The sequence below is a fragment of the Paenibacillus sp. P4_A9 genome, from assembly GCF_056402415.1.
In genome coordinates this window covers 1-17734 of record NZ_JBFUHL010000049.1, presented here as the reverse complement: position 1 = coordinate 17734, position 17734 = coordinate 1, and the positions used below count along the sequence as shown (strand labels likewise).

Annotated in this window: 13 protein-coding genes; 3 read left to right on the top strand and 10 right to left on the bottom strand. The window is 45.5% G+C overall.

What is annotated here, in order from left to right:
* The first annotated feature begins 70 nt into the window (after positions 1–70).
* Positions 71–328, top strand: a complete 258-nt coding sequence (locus tag AC1DVJ_RS23485) for a hypothetical protein (RefSeq protein ID WP_477593859.1) — start codon at positions 71–73, stop codon at positions 326–328.
* A gap of 37 nt (positions 329–365) precedes the next feature.
* A complete protein-coding gene (locus AC1DVJ_RS23480; protein ID WP_477593857.1) occupies positions 366–1118 on the top strand; it encodes a hypothetical protein in 753 nt (250 codons plus the stop codon).
* Positions 1119–1142: 24 nt separating this feature from the next.
* Here the strand turns inward: AC1DVJ_RS23480 and AC1DVJ_RS23475 are convergent, their stop codons facing one another.
* Complete coding sequence (locus tag AC1DVJ_RS23475) at positions 1143–2510, bottom strand: Na+/H+ antiporter NhaC family protein (RefSeq protein WP_477593854.1); 1368 nt, start codon at positions 2508–2510, stop codon at positions 1143–1145.
* A 212-nt stretch (positions 2511–2722) separates the two neighbouring features.
* On the opposite strand from AC1DVJ_RS23475, the gene AC1DVJ_RS23470 reads away from it, so the two are divergent.
* The gene (locus tag AC1DVJ_RS23470; RefSeq protein WP_477593852.1) at positions 2723–3577 is read left to right on the top strand and encodes a helix-turn-helix transcriptional regulator; all 855 of its coding nucleotides are present in this window, start codon (positions 2723–2725) and stop codon (positions 3575–3577) included.
* Here AC1DVJ_RS23470 and AC1DVJ_RS23465 read toward each other — a convergent pair.
* The 9 genes from AC1DVJ_RS23465 to AC1DVJ_RS23425 all read right to left on the bottom strand — a co-directional run bounded on the left by AC1DVJ_RS23465 (position 3574) and on the right by AC1DVJ_RS23425 (position 17633).
* Positions 3574–4482 carry a phytanoyl-CoA dioxygenase family protein gene (locus AC1DVJ_RS23465; RefSeq protein ID WP_477593851.1) on the bottom strand — a complete coding sequence of 303 codons (909 nt, stop codon included), beginning with the start codon at positions 4480–4482 and terminating at the stop codon, positions 3574–3576. The two genes, AC1DVJ_RS23470 and AC1DVJ_RS23465, sit on opposite strands and share 4 nt — an antisense overlap.
* Positions 4483–4544: 62 nt before the next feature.
* Positions 4545–5336 carry a response regulator transcription factor gene (locus tag AC1DVJ_RS23460; RefSeq protein ID WP_477593904.1) on the bottom strand — a complete coding sequence of 264 codons (792 nt, stop codon included), beginning with the start codon at positions 5334–5336 and terminating at the stop codon, positions 4545–4547.
* A gap of 7 nt (positions 5337–5343) precedes the next feature.
* Complete coding sequence (locus tag AC1DVJ_RS23455) at positions 5344–7125, bottom strand: sensor histidine kinase (RefSeq protein WP_477593850.1); 1782 nt, start codon at positions 7123–7125, stop codon at positions 5344–5346.
* A gap of 131 nt (positions 7126–7256) precedes the next feature.
* Complete coding sequence (locus AC1DVJ_RS23450; protein ID WP_477593847.1) at positions 7257–8084, bottom strand: carbohydrate ABC transporter permease; 828 nt, start codon at positions 8082–8084, stop codon at positions 7257–7259.
* Positions 8085–8088: 4 nt separating this feature from the next.
* Entirely contained in the window at positions 8089–8958 is an 870-nt protein-coding gene (locus AC1DVJ_RS23445; protein WP_477593845.1) for a carbohydrate ABC transporter permease, read from the bottom strand.
* 82 nt (positions 8959–9040) lie between these two features.
* A complete protein-coding gene (locus AC1DVJ_RS23440) occupies positions 9041–10366 on the bottom strand; it encodes an ABC transporter substrate-binding protein (RefSeq protein WP_477593843.1) in 1326 nt (441 codons plus the stop codon).
* A 148-nt stretch (positions 10367–10514) separates the two neighbouring features.
* Entirely contained in the window at positions 10515–16337 is a 5823-nt protein-coding gene (locus tag AC1DVJ_RS23435) for an S-layer homology domain-containing protein (protein ID WP_477593841.1), read from the bottom strand.
* 220 nt (positions 16338–16557) lie between these two features.
* A complete protein-coding gene (locus tag AC1DVJ_RS23430; protein WP_477593839.1) occupies positions 16558–16728 on the bottom strand; it encodes a hypothetical protein in 171 nt (56 codons plus the stop codon).
* 71 nt (positions 16729–16799) lie between these two features.
* A complete protein-coding gene (locus tag AC1DVJ_RS23425) occupies positions 16800–17633 on the bottom strand; it encodes an AraC family transcriptional regulator (protein WP_477593837.1) in 834 nt (277 codons plus the stop codon).
* Positions 17634–17734: the final 101 nt, after the last annotated feature.

Below are 17734 nucleotides of genomic sequence, written 5' to 3'. Positions count from 1 at the left end.
CTCTTCATGCGAACAATTCACTCGGTATGTTATAATAATACTTATCACCTTATTGGAGGCATCCTTACTTATGAAAATTTTTGTCATCCTCTCGTTTGATGGGGAAACACTTGAGAATGTTTATGTCGGTCCGGACGAGGACAAAGCGCTTGCGTTTAAGCCGGCTATTTTTGAGAATTGCGATGCACTCTTCGTGGAGATTTGGGAAGACGGGGAAAAGACCGATGATTTCCGTCTAGAGGAAAATGAAGATTTGGAAGAAGACGATGATGCAGTCGAGGATTTTGATCAAAATGAAGATGAGGATAATGAGGAAGAAGTGAAGTAATCCTTCCCACTACATAGAATAGAAAGGTTGATCACATATGGATTACGCGTTCGCCATTCAACCAGCTGCGTTTACTCGTTTTGAAGATGAGTCCGAGCTGATCGATCAGTGTAAAGAATGGGGTTTAGTTTCGGAAAAAGCGGTAAAATCGAAGGCCTTTTTCTATAAAGGTAATAGCCTGAATGTTGCTTGCACGATTGTTGGCCTAGTGGATCCAATGACTGCTGTCATTGAATTGGATACGAAGCAGCTGCACTGCATTCATCCCTCTTATTTGAAGGAAATGCAGGCGGCGAATTATAGCCAGCGGGGTGCTGCGTTTGCTGAAGACGCTGCTTTAGTGGACGAGCTTGAGACTGCTGAGCCGGAGGAAAAGCCGGCAAAAGCGGTTAAATCAGCCAAGGTTGAAGTTGTCGCTGAGGATGGGCAGGCTGCTCCTGCTGAGAAAGCGCCTGCTAAGGAAAAAACGAAAAAAGAAAAAGCCCCTAAGCTGGAGCTTCCTGAAGAAAAAGTAAAAATGAAGGCAACCGTTACGGAGTTTACGACAGTGCCGAACAACTTCTCTGATACCGATGATGAGGTCATCATCTATGAAGCTGTCTCCATACTGGAGCCAGCGATCGAAGTCGGAACTGCCTGGTCGAGCCACAGCGCAACGCTCAAAAAGCTCGAGCTCGCGGTCGGCGACATCGTCACGTTCGAGTGCAAAATCGTTGCTAAGAAGCTGAGCAAGCATCCGGTTCCCTATAAGATCAACAATCCGGGTAAGATGCAGAAGGTAACGGAGTAAGGATTTTATAGAACTTTTGAGACTTCAGCCCTGTGGGGGCTGAAGTCTTTTCTTTCTGTCCACTACATAGGAAACAATCAAGGTATACAGTGGAAGCGTCCATAGGAATACCGCAAAATGTATATATCGTTCAACAGTGACTCCTACAATCGTTGCACACAGAATAGCTAACAAGTTCCAAGGCACCAAGGCAGAAAAAATGAGAGGTGCATCCGCCACCACGCGTGATAAATGCCCCTTGGGGAATTTCCGCTCCCACAGCGGCAGCAAATTGCGCCCAGTCATCATGATCGGAAGTGTCTGCGTACAAGCCAGCAGTGCCAGAGCTAGTCCGAATAAACCAGTACGAACAGTAGCAGTGCCTTGGGATGATGAAGTGCCAAATAAGCTAATCATATAAGGCTGCATAACTCTTGTTTCTTCCAATATACCGTTATAGGCGCCAGCAAGTGCGATCAAGATAATTAACCCTATCATGCTGGACACTCCCTTGCTGTGCAAGGATGGCAACTGCTCCGCAGAATACCCGTTCCACAAATGATCCAGCCATTGGTAGGCATCGACGCCTTGAATAAGCGTTCCCAACACGATACTGATACCAATGGAAAAGAGGAACCCGTACCGGGTTTTGAATCGCAGCAGGATTGTTCCTAGAAGTACAGCAACCGGCAGCCATAGCCAAAGACTGTAACGAAATTGCGACGCATAAACAACCGAAATTAACGAGCCATTCGACGCGCTGTCAAGCGATACAGCGCCCTTCCAATCTCCTCTTAAATCCTCTATCACAAAGAATGCGAGCGCGGTTACGAAAGCTAAGATCGTCGTTGGCAGCAGATAACGGAGTTGACCTTTGACCGTCATACCAGTAGAGGATGCGACAAGCTGATTCGCACTCGAAAATGGCGATGTTCGGTCTCCGACAAAAGCGCCGGATACTAGTGCGCCGGCTATCAGCGGGAGTGGGATATTTAGCAGTGCTCCCATCCCTATTAGCGGTATACCTACTGCGCTTAATGTGCCCGTAGACGTACCTAAAATCATAGATATGCCTGCTGCGAAAACAAAAGAAAAGCTGACAAAAAAAGCGGGATTAAGCAGGCCCAACCCCGTATCAATCAGATATGGAATGGTTCCACTTGCAGTCCATGCAGGGATTAATAGCCCAACGAGCAGTAAAATATACATGACTTCCTTGGTATGCTGTATACCAGTTATCATACTGTGCACAAGTGTCCTTACAGGCACTCCTTTCCGCAAAGTTATTGCAATCAATACCGCTAAACCGAATACAAATCCAATAGCCAACGGAATGCGAAACAAATACGCGGCACCCAGACCTAAAATCGTTGTAAATATCGTGATGCTAAGGTGGAATGGGGTAAATCTCACGTCAATTCTCCTTGATCGTTATACGCCTCGTCGAGGCTTTCTAATTAAATCCTGCTCTCTAAGCATAACGAAGAAAGCAGTCGATCACAAGATCGACTACCTCCTATCACATCAGATGACCAAGCCGCTCCAAGAATATTTCTGTTGCCAAAGGCACTCCGCAAAAGCGCACCTTCATGCTACAATATGGCATATAGAAAGGTGCTGATGAAATGTCTCTACACCCGAGTATCCTGCAACCTGTAGAAACGATTGGAATGCTTCAGGATTACCATTTTCCACCTTATATCACATTAGCTCATATGTTTCATGCTCCACAGGGCTGGGCGATACGCAATCGGGAGATGACGCAGTTTATCTTGCAGTATGTGGTTGATGGTTTTGCCCATTACCCTGTTGGCGATAACCCCTACGAGACGCACCGTGGCGATCTCTTATTTCATCGCCCCAACGAGCGTCATTCCATTATTAAGGCTGATCACAGCCCTTATGTATGTATTTCGCTCGTCTTCCACTTCGGAACGTCAGCGTTCCCGTATGAGGAGCTCTTCAAGCACAAGCATCTGCTCGGCAATTTCGCGGATCATCCGGTAGAAACGATGCTTTCGCAGCTTGTTACGCATTATCGCCAGCCTGGGCTTGTGCATCAGATGCATTGCCAAAGCTTGCTCATCCGCATTCTTGCCGAAGTCGCACAAGCCTTCGAATCCGGTACAACACGCACCAAAACAGACGCGCTCACCATGCCGAAGCTCGTCTTAATTAAGAACTATCTCACGGAGCATTACAGCCGAGAGATTCAGATTAAAGAGCTGGAGGACGTGTCAGGCCTCAGCAAAAACTACATATTGAGTCTATTCCGCCAGCACGTCGGGATGTCGCCTATGCAGTATTTGACTTGGATCCGCATTAACAAAGCGAAGGAGCTGGCCATCCACAGCAGCCTCTCCTTCAGTGAAATTGCGGATCGCATCGGCTACTCCGATGTCCATACCTTCGGACGTATGTTCAAGAAAAAAACGGGGCAAAGCTTAACCCAGTTTTGTGCGAATTTGATCTATTCCTAACCGCGCCAATAATCCTCATGCGCATATCGATACGTCTTCGGCGTCTGTTTCGCGCTAATCGCGAATGCACCTTGCGGTTGATACACGTACGGAGTTTCACCCGATGTATAATCAGCTTCCCCACGCTTTTCAATACAATCAACGAGCATATGTTGCTTTAATGCAAGATACTCCAACGTATGCGGGCCGAACTCGGCTTCGATCTCACCTGGACGGAACTCGTAATATACGGTGCGGCGAAGCGCATTCCCATCTCCCTCTGGAGAGCCATGAAGCAGCTGGATGTTATGGAAAATCACATCACCAGGATTCATAGGAACAGGTACTGCATCGCTGACTTCGAAGCCTGGACGAGCGCAGCGTTCCTGGGCAACCTCTGTCGCCMAATGGTTACTTCCCGGTATGACCCACAAGCAAGACTTCAGATCTGCCTCATCCAAATAAAAATCAACATTAAAGATCGGCCGCGAATCTGTACAGCCTTCTGGCACCGCAGCATCCCGATGCCAAGGCACACTGGCTGCTTGGTTTGGTATTTTCACAACTAAGGAATCCCAGGTCGGAATGAAGTTCACCCCTTGAATCTTGGCAACAGACCGCAGGATAAACGGATGAGCCAGCAAGGCTTTATTCGCTTCTTGCTTATCGATGATATATTCCGTCCGCCAATATTTGCGATCACCATTTTTCCTCACGCGGTACTTATAATCTTCATCATCGCTTCCAGCCATCCCGATTTCAACGGCTCTCATCGTTTGCTCCTGCAGAAGTCGCAACTCCTCCCCGACCACAACATTACGGATGATTAGAAAACCATTATCCAAGAAAAACTGTGCTTGTTCATTCGTAATTTCAGACTGCAGGAAAGCATCGGCATCGGGTATCTGAATCTCCTGTTGGCTCATTAGAACAACCTCCTCAGATTTCTTTCATACCTTTACTTTACTGCAAGCAACACCGAAAATCTTTAGTCTAAACAGGCATTATGGTTGCCGAAAGCACACTGTCCACTCTGATATTCCTTTGGCGTCATGCCGACTGACTTTTTGAACAGCTTTGTAAAATAAACAGGATCCGAATAACCCACTAAAGATCCCACCTCATACATTTTAACATCCGGATAATCCTCCAAAATATGCTTGGCCTTCACGATACGCAGATCCGTCACATAGTCAGTGATCGTTTTGTTCGTTTCCTTTTTAAACAATTTACACAAATAACTCGGATTCAATCCCACTTTAGCAGAAAGCTCATTCAGCTCGAATGCTTGATTGAGATCCGATTCCAGCATGCGAATAACATCCGCAATAATTTGCTTTTTGTGCCCCTTTGGCTCCTCAGATATTCGCTCAACGGCTTCCTGTCCAGATGCATGGAACACCGATAAACGCTCCCCCACTCGCTTCAAAACTTGAAATAAATCCTTCTTATTCACGGGCTTCGACAAATATTCTTCCACACCGAACCGTATGGCTTGACGAGCATATTCGAATTCATTAAATCCACTTAATAAAATAATATGAGTATCCGGATATTCCGCTCTTGTTCTTTCAATCAGCTTCATCCCGTCCATCATGGGCATTTTGATATCGGTGAGGAGTACCTTACAATCCCCCGCTTCCCAGCTACTCATTTTATCCATCGCTTGAATGCCGTTTGCGCATAAGCCCATGATCTCAATGGGGAGGTCCATCGCTTCGACCATAGCCTGCAGCCCCAATCGAATACGCTGTTCATCATCGACTATTAACATTTTCATCGTCAAATTAAGCACTCTCCTTCCAAGCTTCCAGTACAGGCAGGACAATGGTTACCGTGGTACCGACATCCAATTCACTGCTCACTTGCAAGCCAAACGGGGCTCCATATTGTAAAAAAATACGCTCATTCACATTGGCAATACCAATGTTAGAACGATTCTCTTGCTGCAAGCCTAGCATCGCATTTCGAATAATTTTCAGCTGTGACTCTGCCATCCCGCATCCATTATCCCTAACGGTAAAATAGATCGCCTGCTTATCCTCGTAGGAACTAATGGTGATGAGACAATTTTCCTCTTTCATTTCAAAACCATGCAGAATCGCATTCTCTACGATCGGCTGAAATAATAGCTTAATAACGGGGTAGGTCAGATGCGCCTCGCTGATGTTCAGCCCGAGCTGTATATCCTTGGAGAATCGAAAATTTTGCAGTGCCAAATATTTCTCCAAATGATCCAACTCCTTATGAATCGTCACCTGATCCGTCCCTCGCAAGATGCCATACCTCAGTAACTCACCCAAATTGTAGGTCATTTCCGAAATCTCGTAATCTCGCTTTACTTCTGCCGTCATGCGAATCACTTCCAACGTATTGTAAATGAAATGGGGATTAATTTGATGCTGCAGCGACCTCAGCTCAGCCTCTCGTTTGCGATTTTGCGTCTGATAGACTTCTTCCACCAATTCATTAATTCTTCTAATCATATTATTAAAATGCTTCGCTAGTATGCCAAACTCGTCCGAGTACTTCACCGGTATTTGAACGTCTAAATTCTCTTTGTTGACCTGCTTCATCGTCCGCATCAAGGTCCTTAAGGGCCGCGTCAACGCGATCGCAATAATAGCTGATGTAACTAAAGCAACTGTAATTGAAAGCAATACGAGAATCATCGTGAAATCCCGCGTTACCCTTGTTTCCTCCGTTAAATGATCCACTGGGATGAGTACAATTTGCTTCCAGCCCGTCACTTCGGAGGTCGTGTATGAGGTCAAATACGTCTTCCCTTCTATCGTCACCTTAAAGCTTCCTTGTGCCCCAACCGCTTTCTCAACAAGCTCATTGCTAGCTACATTCGTAGAAATCCATCTCTGCTCGCTATCATATATGACCGTATTCTGGTCGTCGATTACCATAGTTCGGCCTTTGGTTACCTCATCCAATTCACGCACCGCATCAGCGATGACTTGAATTCTAGAATCAAAAATGATCATCCCGATGCCTTCCAAAGAGTTCGTATTTTTCAACTCACGTGCAATGGAGAAGTAATATTTGTCCGTTTTCCCCACCCTAATTTTCTGTGTGGAGATCACAATGGAGGAACCTTGTGCGTTGCGCACTTGTTGACGCAAATCCACGGCTTGCTGCCGGATGTCAGATCGGATCGTATCATTTTTCGTGCTATCGTACATATTGCCGTAGTTATCGAAAATATACACAGACTCCGTATCATTCTTCAAGCTGTTCAAGCCTTTCACAAAGTTCTGGAGGCGGTTATTTTCTTCCACCGTTTTGTTGGGATTGGCTAAGGATTCCTGAATATCCTGCATATAAATTTGACTGCCTGTCACGCGCTTGATATCCGAAACATACTGATCCACCCGCTCCAAAATTTTCTGTGAAATCTGGTTCACATAGACGGCCGTATTCTTCTCTATCGATTTGGAATAGCTGGAGTAGGAGATCATTGAGATGGCTACAATCGGTACCGTAATTAAAATAACAAAAACCGTAATCAGTTTTTGAGTCAATGATAATCGCACAATCCAATGCCAAATTTCGCTTAGCACAAGAAGTTCCCCCCAGCTCTTTCGCAGGTATGTAAGCCTTTTCTTTTTAAAATCCAAGAAAACCCATGGCTCCTAGGAAAGGGCCTTGGGTTACTATTTCGACTCGAGCGCAGCGGTGTCCTGCCAGCTTTTCATTTCACAGAACCATTCGTAATGCCAGAGAAAATGTACCGCTGTAGGAACAAATACAGCACGACCGTCGGAAGTAAAATGATGAGAATTGCCGCACAAATCAATTGCCATTCGGCACTGTTCGTGCCAGTGAATTTCATCAAGGTGGTCGAGACTACGCCCAGCTTCTGCGAAGGCATATACAGATATGGCGTGTACATATCGTTATAAATCGAAATGGTTTTCAAAATAATAACCGTCGAAATTGCCGGTGTTAAGAGCGGTACGATGATGCGGTAGAAAATCCCGTATAAGGATAAGCCCTCGATCATCGCATTCTCATCTAATTCATACGGGATATTGCGAATAAACTGAAGCAGAATGTAAATTTGCACAACATCCGCACCAATGTACAAGAGTACAGGGGCGAAATGCGTATTGAATAAGCCCAACCATTTGATAATGGAGAAAATCGCCACCTGCGTCGTGATGACTGGAATAATCGCTGCCCCGGTGTATAGCCCAAGAATGAGAAAGCGTCCTGGGAATTTGAAGYGCCCGAGCACATAAGCAACCATTGTCCCCATGACGATGTTCCCTAGCAAGGATAAAGCGATCACTATACTTGTGTTCAGAAATGCCTGCCCCAGATTCCCCCGCTCAAATACGATGCGGAAATTTTCAAAATTAAGAAAGGAGTTCGGCAGTGAAAACGCACTGGATAAGCCATATTCTTTGCTTCCCTTAAAAGCATTTACGCACAAGATATACAAAGGGAAAAAGATAATCAGGCTTGCGAAGGACAAAAGCGCATATTTCACTGTCGACGTGATCGGTCTTGGTTTCATGGTGTCACTCCTCCTTTCCTCCAACAATTCTACGTTGTGCGGATACTACGATAATGACAACGATCATCAGTAGAACACTCATCGCCGAAGCGAGTCCAAAGTTATTATATTGAAACGCGGTCTCCACTGTTTGCTGAACATACGTTTTACTTGCAGCCAAGGGGCCGCCTTTTGTGAGGACAAAGGGTAAATCGAATACTTCCAAAGCCCMAATCACAGTCAGAAACAGATTAAGCTCGATAATTTTCCTCATACCGGGTAATGTGATATAGCGAAGCACTTGGAATCTCCGTGCACCGTCCATTTTAGCAGCTTCATATAAATCTTCGGGTAGTGATTGCAGCGCACCCAAGTACACAACCATATTGAAACCCATGAACTTCCATGCAGAGATCGAAGCAAGTGATACGTTGACTAGCCCAGGTTTACCTAACCAAGAAATGGGTTCTACACCTAGCAAATTCAGAAAATAATTTAAGGAACCCGTATTCGTATCAAATACATAGCCGAACATAAACGCGACCGCAACGCCATTCATGATATAGGGGAGGAACAGCACCGTACGAAACATATTACGACCTTTCAACCTACTGTTTAACAGCACCGCGAAGAAAAAAGCAACCACGTTTTGTACAATCCCGCCGACAAAGTAAGCCACATTATGAAGGAACACATAGAAAACTTCTAGGTTCCCCATAATCTCTTTATAGTTTGAAAATCCAACCCACGCTTTGACTGGAGTTAATCCGTCCCATGACGTAAAGCTTAGGTAAATGAGCCTCATGGCCGGATAGTAAGTAAATGTCAGCAGTAACGCGAGTGGCACAAGTAGAAAAGATAATATCAAGGTCATTTTTTGTTGTTGGTAGCTCATCTCCATACCTCATTGCTCTTTTAATTTGAAAAAGAGGACTGAATGCATTCAAAGTCTCATTCAGCCCTCTTACGCCTATCGATTACTTACCGAGTGCTTTCTTCGCTTCTGCCCATTTCTTGTTGTATTTATCAAATACTTTAGCCACATCCGTTACCGCAACCTCTTGCGCGATATCGTTGAGATCGATTTGTGCTTTGTTTTGGATCGCCATCGCGTCACTGTTATCTGCAGCAATTTCTACGAAGTTCAGGTCTTTCGTAGCCAAGAAGTCAGACAATTGCGTGACAGAGGACTTCTTATCCTTCAAGGATGGAATGAAGCCAGCGAAATCATCATAGCCCGAATCCTCAATTAACCATTTAACGAAGGCTTTGGCTGTTTTCAGGTTTTTGCTGTTTTTGCTAACTGCATAGAAATAATCAGGTGTCATAAGCGTAGTCAGCTTGCCAGAATTATCGAAAGGCATTGGGAAGAAGCCAACATTTGCGCTCTCTGTGCCATTTTCAATGACTTGTGGGATGACCCAGTTCGGCAATAGGTACATCGCCATTTTGCCCGATGCGACATCCTTCTTGGACTGTTCCCAGTTCGAGGAGTTGATATCTTTCTCCGCGTACCCTTTACTGATCATGGTTTTGAGAATGCCGAGGGACTTAGCGAATGCTCCATTCGGGTCAAAAGCGTTCTCCTGCTTAATGCGATCATTCCAGAAATTCGGATTACCGGACATCGCTACAGCAACGTGCTGCCATGTGTATAGCGGCCATTTGTCCTTGTAGTTGGTTGCGAGTGGCACAATCCCCTTCGCTTTCAGCTTCTCGGATGCAGCGTAGAATTCGTCCAGCGTCTTCGGAAGTGCTGTAATACCTGCATCTGCGAAGGCTTTCTTGTTATATACGATCCCTGTTGTAGAACCGCCTGTTACGAGACCATAGGTGCCGCCGTTCGCTGTTTTGTAGTCTTTAAAGCGGATTTTATCATTCAGACCGAGATCATCCAGCGGGGCAAAATAATCAGGAAGCTGTGTATTCGGAATGTTCGGAATCAGAACAACATCCGGCACTTCTGCAGTGGCCAAGCGTAATTTGATCGCGGCTTCATAATCCTTCAGCGCTTCGAACTCTACGTCCGCATTCGGAAATTTCTTCTTGAACGCTTCACGATATTCTTTCAGCTTCGTATCAATTAAGTCTGTGCGGTTCGTCGCGAACACGATTTTCCCTTTAATATCATCATTCGGATTCGCTGCTTTTGGTGCTTCTGTCGCTGCTGCAGCCGTAGGTGCTGCTGATGCCTTGGCTTCTGGTGATGGAGTAGCCGTCGTTGTCGTTGAATCCGATCCGCATGCTGCAAGTAAGCTTGCTAATAAACAAATCGATGTTGTAGCGACTAATGTCTTCTTCATCCTATTTCCCCCAATGAACTAGTTTGTGTAGCGCTTACATTTTTATTATAAAACGTCCATACCCCGAGTAAAATGGCACGCATTTGTTTTTCCTTGTACTGTATTTCCACTTTTCGATGAAAATCGGGGGCCGAAGTCCCCGATTGATTTAGTTTACGACATTGAGCTTATGCAGCAGGTTATAGAAGACTACAGCAGCTTCCGCACGTATGGCAACGGCTTGCGGTCGGTAGGTTCCGTCTGGATTACCGCTCAACAAGCCTGCGGCTGTTGCTAGACGAATCGATGCCTCTGCCCAGGAGGATACACTAGCAGCATCTGTGAATGTGAGTGTTGCAGCAGGCTTCACCATTTGATTCAGCTTCGTTAGTGCCAGCGCTCGGCTGAGCATTACGGCCATCTGCTCTCGCGTGATCGTCGCATTCGGTTCGAAGCTGTGGTCTTCAAAGCCATCAACCAAGCCCAGAGCATGCGCAGCTTGGATCGCGGATGAATACCAATCTTGTGCTCCTACATCGGTGAAAATGGCTGAGGAGGCATTAGCCGGCACAATCCCTATGGCTTTTACCAGCATCGTCGTAAACTCCGCTCTGGTGACGGGACGATCAGGCGCAAATGTGGTATCCGTGATTCCAGTCAACAGGAACTTCGAAGCCAAGGTATCAATTGCCGATTTGGCCCAGTGGTTGGCAGGCACATCTGTAAAGGATGCTTGATGCGTCATAATCGCATAAACGCTATTGCCATTTCTGGTGATTGTGGCTTCTTGTACGCCTTCATGTGTCTGGAAGGACGCTGGAACGAACGTCAACGTACCTGTTGCTTCGTCGAACACCACGACTGTGGCTGAACTCAGATCGGCGGCGCCATCCGTGATGATGCTTCGATTAATGAAGAGGGAGCCAAAGTTGTCAATTTCGGTTTGCAGACCACCACTCGTTACAAGCAGTCGGAATGAAACAGGTATCCCAATAAGCGTCGCCCCTTGCTTATCAGCTGCTTGGCGAACTAGTTCCGATAGTGATGGTGAGACAGGTGTGATAGCAACATGCAAGGCTGCATCGCTATTGCTAGTGCCGAGCGCTTTCAGCACTTCTGGATTCGTTAGCATCGTGAGCGGAAGCGAGTATGAGCCAATATCGCTTTTGAGCGTCAAGACTTTGCCTGCTAAAGCATCCGGGTTAGCTGCAAGCACATCTGACCATACACCGGTTGGGATCACGATTTCGTCGATCTCGGAGGAGCTGTACATCAGAACAATTGGCTTATCCTGCTCCTTCGTTCCCAGGAGATCCAACGCCTTCTTCAGCTCATCTTCTTGAATGATCGCTTGGTGCACGGACTTCCCATTACTGTCAGTCAAGGTTTGAATTTTCAATGATTGTTCTTTCAGTTCGATTTGATTGTCTTTTTCAACAACGCCTGGTGCTGGAAGGATGACAGTCGGCGTTTGTGGATTTGGATTTGGATTTGGATTTGGGTCTGGGTCTGGATTAGGATCCGGATCAGGCTCTTCACCAGCTTTGTAAACTTTAATCGTATCGAAATACAGTGAGCCTTGGGTGAGCGCCCCGGTTGCTCCTTGGTTCACATAAATCGAAAACTCTTTAACCGCGTCAAGATCGATGATATCATCACCGTTACTCCAAGACGCTTTCGTAAACGTATTAAATGGCAACGTCAACACACCTGATTTGTCATCATCTAACGTAATATTGGATTCCCATGCTGTACCGTTTGACTCTAAGAATTGAATAACCAATCTATTGTTGGAGGCATCCTTTTTCAACCATAAACGTATGCCTTCATACTCGCGCCAATCCAATTCTCCGAGTTGTTTGTTTACCCCAGCAAAATCCGACGATACGAGCTCATAGGAATACTTGCCTCCGTATGGGCCAGCTTCCTTATGATCACTAACTGGTGTCAACGTGACGTCTCCACCCCACGGGTTCGTCGTGTAAATCCCGCCTGAGACGAGCTCCCCGCCGCCGTAATAATCAAAATCATCAATCGTCGGCACGAGATCAACCGCAATGGAATCGATATAGATGGTATTCGCCTCCGCTTGCCCTACTCCCTTGTTAACGAAAATGGCATAGGAGGCAATTTCAGCACGATTAAGCTTTCCGTTCCCTGTGGACCAGGTTTTATTTCGTGCGAATCCGCCAAAAGGAATTTGAATAACACTTCCTTCGGTAGAAGCTATCGTCGTTTGTGCTTCCCAAATATCGCCATCCTTTTCGGTCATTTGGAACGTAAGTCCATGTCCTGCTTTGCTGGATTGCAACCAGAAGGATAGCGCATTACCACCGCCAGCTATGTTGAGATCACCTAATGTACGTTTAACACCCGCATAGCCCTTCTCATCTGTCAGTGTGTAGGCAAGTTTAAGCGCGTGACTTCCTGCTTGTTTGGTTACATTTTCCAATGAAGCCGTTATATCGTCTCCCCACTGATCTTTCACGTAATCTGCCCGCACCGTTGCATCACTGGAATAGAACTCATAGCTGTCAATCTCACGAAGCGAAGCAGCTTGAATATCATCTACATAAAGTGTACCAACTACATTGCCGATCGATCCTCGATCTACATAAATGGAAAACTCTTTCATGGATGAGAGTTCAAGTATTCCATCAATGGTCACATTTTGCCATCCCGCCAAATGAAAGGCGCTTAATGGAATATTTATAATATTCCCATCCGTATTGTCTAGGAACAATTTGGCTTCCCAATACTCGCCGCTGGCGTCCTTCATTTGAATCGTAACTCCGCGTCCCGCTTCCCCTGACTTCATCCATAGCTGGACACCATTATGCGCCGACCAATCTGCACCTCCAACGGATTTGGTCATGCCAGCATATCCTTTGGCTGCCGTCATCTCAAAATCGAGCTTGAGGCCATGCGCTCCTGATTGTTTGTTCTCAGAATCAAGTGTCACCGTCATTGGATCGCCACTCGTATTACGTGAGTATTGTGAACGAAGCTTTGTATTATCATCACCATAGTCTTCGAACGTATCAACGACAGGCGACTTATACAAGCGGAAATCATCGAGATATAATGTTCTCTCTACATTTTTTGTTCCATCAATATTTATACTAAATGTCGTGATAGATGAAAGATCAACTTGGTTATTACCTGCTTGCGGATTCGAGGTTTTCCACCAGTCAGCCACATAAAACTGATTAAATGGCAATTTAATAAGCTGTGGTTCACTACCCGACACACGAAGATCTTTCTTCCAGACCTCACCATTCGTTGCACTTCCTTCATTGAACTGAATGGTAATACCTGTTGCTTCTTCAGCAGGCAAAACCCAGAACGAAATCCCACTGCTGCCAGACCAATCGGTGTTAGTAATGGCCTTCTCCATTCCACCCCAGCCTGCACTCAGGGATGAAGTTAACTCCAAGCCGTAATTGCCATCAGATTTATGAACATTATCCAAAGACAGCTCAAGTGGTGATCCCCATTGATTCACCGTATAAGCACTGCGTAATGTGCTATCAGATCCAGTATAGCTTTCGAAATTTTCGATCACATCACTTTTAGTCATGACAGGAGGGTCCAATTTCTCCGATCCTACGCCAATTTGGATGCGTCCAACTTGTGGATTCCAAGTTTGATCCGCAAATTGACTAGGCACTAATGGGAAAATAATTTTCACGTATTTCGTTCCCTCTGGTAACGTATAGGCCGTGTAAACCATACGACTCCAAAATCCTTCTCCAGGCACCTCATTAACAACGACATCATTCACGGAGGTGTAGTTCTCACCGTCTGGTGATGTTTGGAAGGTGAAATCTGGCAACCGATACTTACTCGATTCTTGCCGAGCATAACTTGTCATGATGAAGTAATTCATATCACCAGCTGTATGATACACAAATGATTCGGCATTATTCGCAGTTCTCTGAAGCCGCTTTACATCATTGCCGAAATACTGCGGGTTGTCAGAAGCGATTCCCAGATTAGCCGAATGATCCTCCATTTTCAACATATTGTTCATTTCATCTGTCAGAACACCGTTGGTAATCGCAATATTCGTAATTGGATCTTTATAGATCAGCGATTCGCCACTCGTATGGTTATATTCGATTTCGACATCCCCGAGTTGTGCCAGTCCATCGCCTTCAGGGAAGGTTACTTTAAAGTACTTTGCATCTGCTGGTAAGCTGTCTGAGTGATACACAAACTTGCTCCATTCGCCGCCTCCAGCATCCGTTCTCTCTACCTGCAACTCGGTGTATGTAGTTCCATCCGCAGACGTCCAGATCTTAAACTCACTAGTCGGATGCTCCATATTACGGAATGTGGAAACCTTCAGGGATAACGCCTTCAGTTCCGTCGACGACGTTGGTGTTGATGGAAGCGCATAGGCCACGAATTGGTAAACTGCGTTCGGTTGTAACTTGAGTCGATAATGATCTCCGCCAAATAACGCTGGGTTCAGGTCATCCGTCGTAAATTTCAAATCTGTTGAGAATTGATACATTTTGCTGTAGTCAATGAGTTCATCCTGTATCGCGTGCTTGGCGATAACAGGTCCAAGAACAGGAGAATACGTCGATTCACCAACTGTATTTCTCGCCTTCGTACGGTAATAATACGTCGCTCCTGTAACCGAAGTCATATCATCAAATAGATCCGTTTTGTAAGCGTCATAGACCTGAGCGCCGACAGTATCCCAAGGACCATTCTCATTGACAGAACGTTCTACCGAATAAGAAGTTGCTCCTGTCGATCCCTGCCATCCGATACGAGAAACGGTGTCAAACGGCAGCATAACAGGTGCTTTGGGCAAAGGCAACGCTGGCATCGTTAGTCCGCGAATTTTATAAGCTTTTTCACGTAGTAAACTTAACACCGACATTTCCTCGAAGCCTTGTTCGCCAGAAGGGAAACCAGGCCATTTGTAAGCTTCATAGAACGTACCGCCGTATGTGCCTTCCGTATGTCGGAAGAAACCGCCGTCCTCACTGTGATAACGCAAGCTCCAGATCAGAGCACCGCTGACACCCTTTTCAACAACGTTGTTCAAGAAYGGCGTTAACTCTGTTTTCGGAATAAAGCCAAACTCTCCAACATAGAAAGGCTTTTTCCCACTTGCTGTATCCTTATCGATACTAACTTGTGAAGCAAAACTTGCATAATGGTTTGGATAATAATGATTGCTGACGATATCAATCGGAGAGCTTTCCTCCAAAGAGTTAGAATCAATACCATATTTGCCGTCAATGAGGAGGTGATTCGTATCCATGCTCTTGATGTAATTCCCCATTTCTGTCGTCCATGCCGAGGTGGATGGTGTTAATTCGTTGCCTGTTTCCCACGCAAGGATGGCAGGATCATTCTTGTATGGCACATTCGTAATCGTATTCGTGCGATTCAAGACATAGCTGATTGTTGCTTTAAAATCGTTTTTAAGCGTCGTATCGGTCCAAAATGAGTCCTTACTTTTCCCACGAAAGGTGGCATACTCACCAATCCCGCCCCACCATTCGTACTGATCAACGAAAGGGATAATGAGGCGTATACCATACTCGTTAGCAAGGGCAAGTGCGCGATCTAGTGCAACGAAGGCTTCCTCATTGAACTGATTGGGTCCTTCGACATGCCGAATCATGCCTGGGTAATCTGTAGCTTTTTTAACAGAAAGGACATAAGTTCTTGTTGCGGTTGCTCCCATTTGCTTCAAAGCTTCAAATGCATCTCGCTGCTCCCATTCCGTGGGTACCTGCCAATAGCCATCTTCGACCATCGTCAGCGTAGGCACGTTCGCCCCAATAAAACGAAACTCCGAAGTGCCATCCATCAATTTATCCCCGTCACGGGTAATAAAATTGCCCAGCGTCGCAATCGGGATTGAATCCGCTTTCATTTTCGGCGTGCCAACAAAGCCACTCAAAAGCATAGACATGACCAGCATGGCTACTACTAGCTTCGCACACATGCTTTTCAACTGCATACGTTATCCCCCTCGTATCTTACATGTTGTTTCATTTTCAATTATAGGAGGGTTAGATTAGCGTTGAAATGTACTGGCTTGGCTTTTTCTAGGACTACATTGTCATCTTGGTAATGAAGGCTATTGAGGCAATTGTGATAAACGCAAAAAACACCCGACTATGTCGGGTGTTTCAAAACTGGGTATACCAGTCTCTTATATACGAATTGACTCGTTCCGATTAATGCTTCAATCTCCTTCTCTCTTCGAGCTCCTGCCTCAGCGCTTGTTCCACCAACTCGGCCATCATATCGAATTTCTCAGCAACCGTGTAGGTTAACATGGCCCCGCAGTGCGTACAACGCTGCATCTGGAGCTCTGTTCGTTTGGAACAAGATTTGCAAGTAATCATGAGAAGTCGTCCCCTTTGTGAAGATAAGATAACTCTATTATACACATTTTTGGGGGAATCTCACACCTTAGCTAGGAACGGAATGTTCTCGGGGAGCTTCCGAATTTCTGTTTGAAGGCCCGTTCGAAATGCGTTAACGTATTAAAACCAGAAGCGAAACAGATTTCAGTAATCGGAATATCCGACGCTTGCAGAAGTGATTTGGCAAATTGCAGGCGTAAACCTTGTAAATAGATTTGGAACGAAATACCTGTCATTTTGTGAAATACGAGACTGAAATAATTAGGCGCCAATCCAGCCTGCTTTGCAGCATCCTCTAACCGTAGAGCTTCACGAAAATGATGGTGAATATAAACGAGCGCTCGCTGAACCGTTGAGGGATGTGACGTCGTATCTTGTGACGCTTTATGCAGTTGTCCTTCATTATATGTACGAAATAAGTACAATAGAATTCGCTCGAAAGCACCTTTAATCAGAATGTGATGTCCAGGCCTCTTCATTTGAACTTCGTCACGAATTAATTGAAATTCCAACTCTATGATTTCATGATGATCCTCGTTCAGATCAACCATATATTCCGCGACTTGCCCAAACATGAACTCTCGCATCTCTTGATCCAGCAGCTTATCATCAAACACGAGGTTATACAGATCCATAGGTTCATCTGGATAGGAATAGATTTCATGGAAATCCGCGGGTGTTAATAGAAACAAGCTTCCCTTACTCAGCTCATGCTCAGTGCCATTCACAATGTTCATGCCTCTACCTCGAAGCACAAAGCAAAGCTCATAGAATTCGTGCCAATGCAGCGCATGATGCTCATTGATATGTTGAAAGTAAATTTGGAAGGAGGATGCAGGATGAATAAATTGTTCAGTCGTAAGTCTCACCGGTTGTTTTTTCATCTGCAGCCTCCTCATTGTGAATTTCGTATATCCTAAGATTTCAATAAACGAAGCCAGAATTCCTGCTACTCTACATTTGCATATTTATTTCCAGCTAGATC

Excerpts from the sequence above, each read along its gene's own strand:
- AC1DVJ_RS23470 (WP_477593852.1), top strand. The coding sequence starts at position 2,723 with ATGTCTCTACACCCGAGTATCCTGCAACCTGTAGAAACGATTGGAATG.
- AC1DVJ_RS23485 (WP_477593859.1), top strand. The coding sequence starts at position 71 with ATGAAAATTTTTGTCATCCTCTCGTTTGATGGGGAAACACTTGAGAAT.
- AC1DVJ_RS23425 (WP_477593837.1), bottom strand. The coding sequence starts at position 17,633 with ATGAAAAAACAACCGGTGAGACTTACGACTGAACAATTTATTCATCCT.
- AC1DVJ_RS23460 (WP_477593904.1), bottom strand. The coding sequence starts at position 5,336 with ATGAAAATGTTAATAGTCGATGATGAACAGCGTATTCGATTGGGGCTG.
- AC1DVJ_RS23480 (WP_477593857.1), top strand. The coding sequence starts at position 366 with ATGGATTACGCGTTCGCCATTCAACCAGCTGCGTTTACTCGTTTTGAA.
- AC1DVJ_RS23440 (WP_477593843.1), bottom strand. The coding sequence starts at position 10,366 with ATGAAGAAGACATTAGTCGCTACAACATCGATTTGTTTATTAGCAAGC.
- AC1DVJ_RS23430 (WP_477593839.1), bottom strand. The coding sequence starts at position 16,728 with ATGATTACTTGCAAATCTTGTTCCAAACGAACAGAGCTCCAGATGCAG.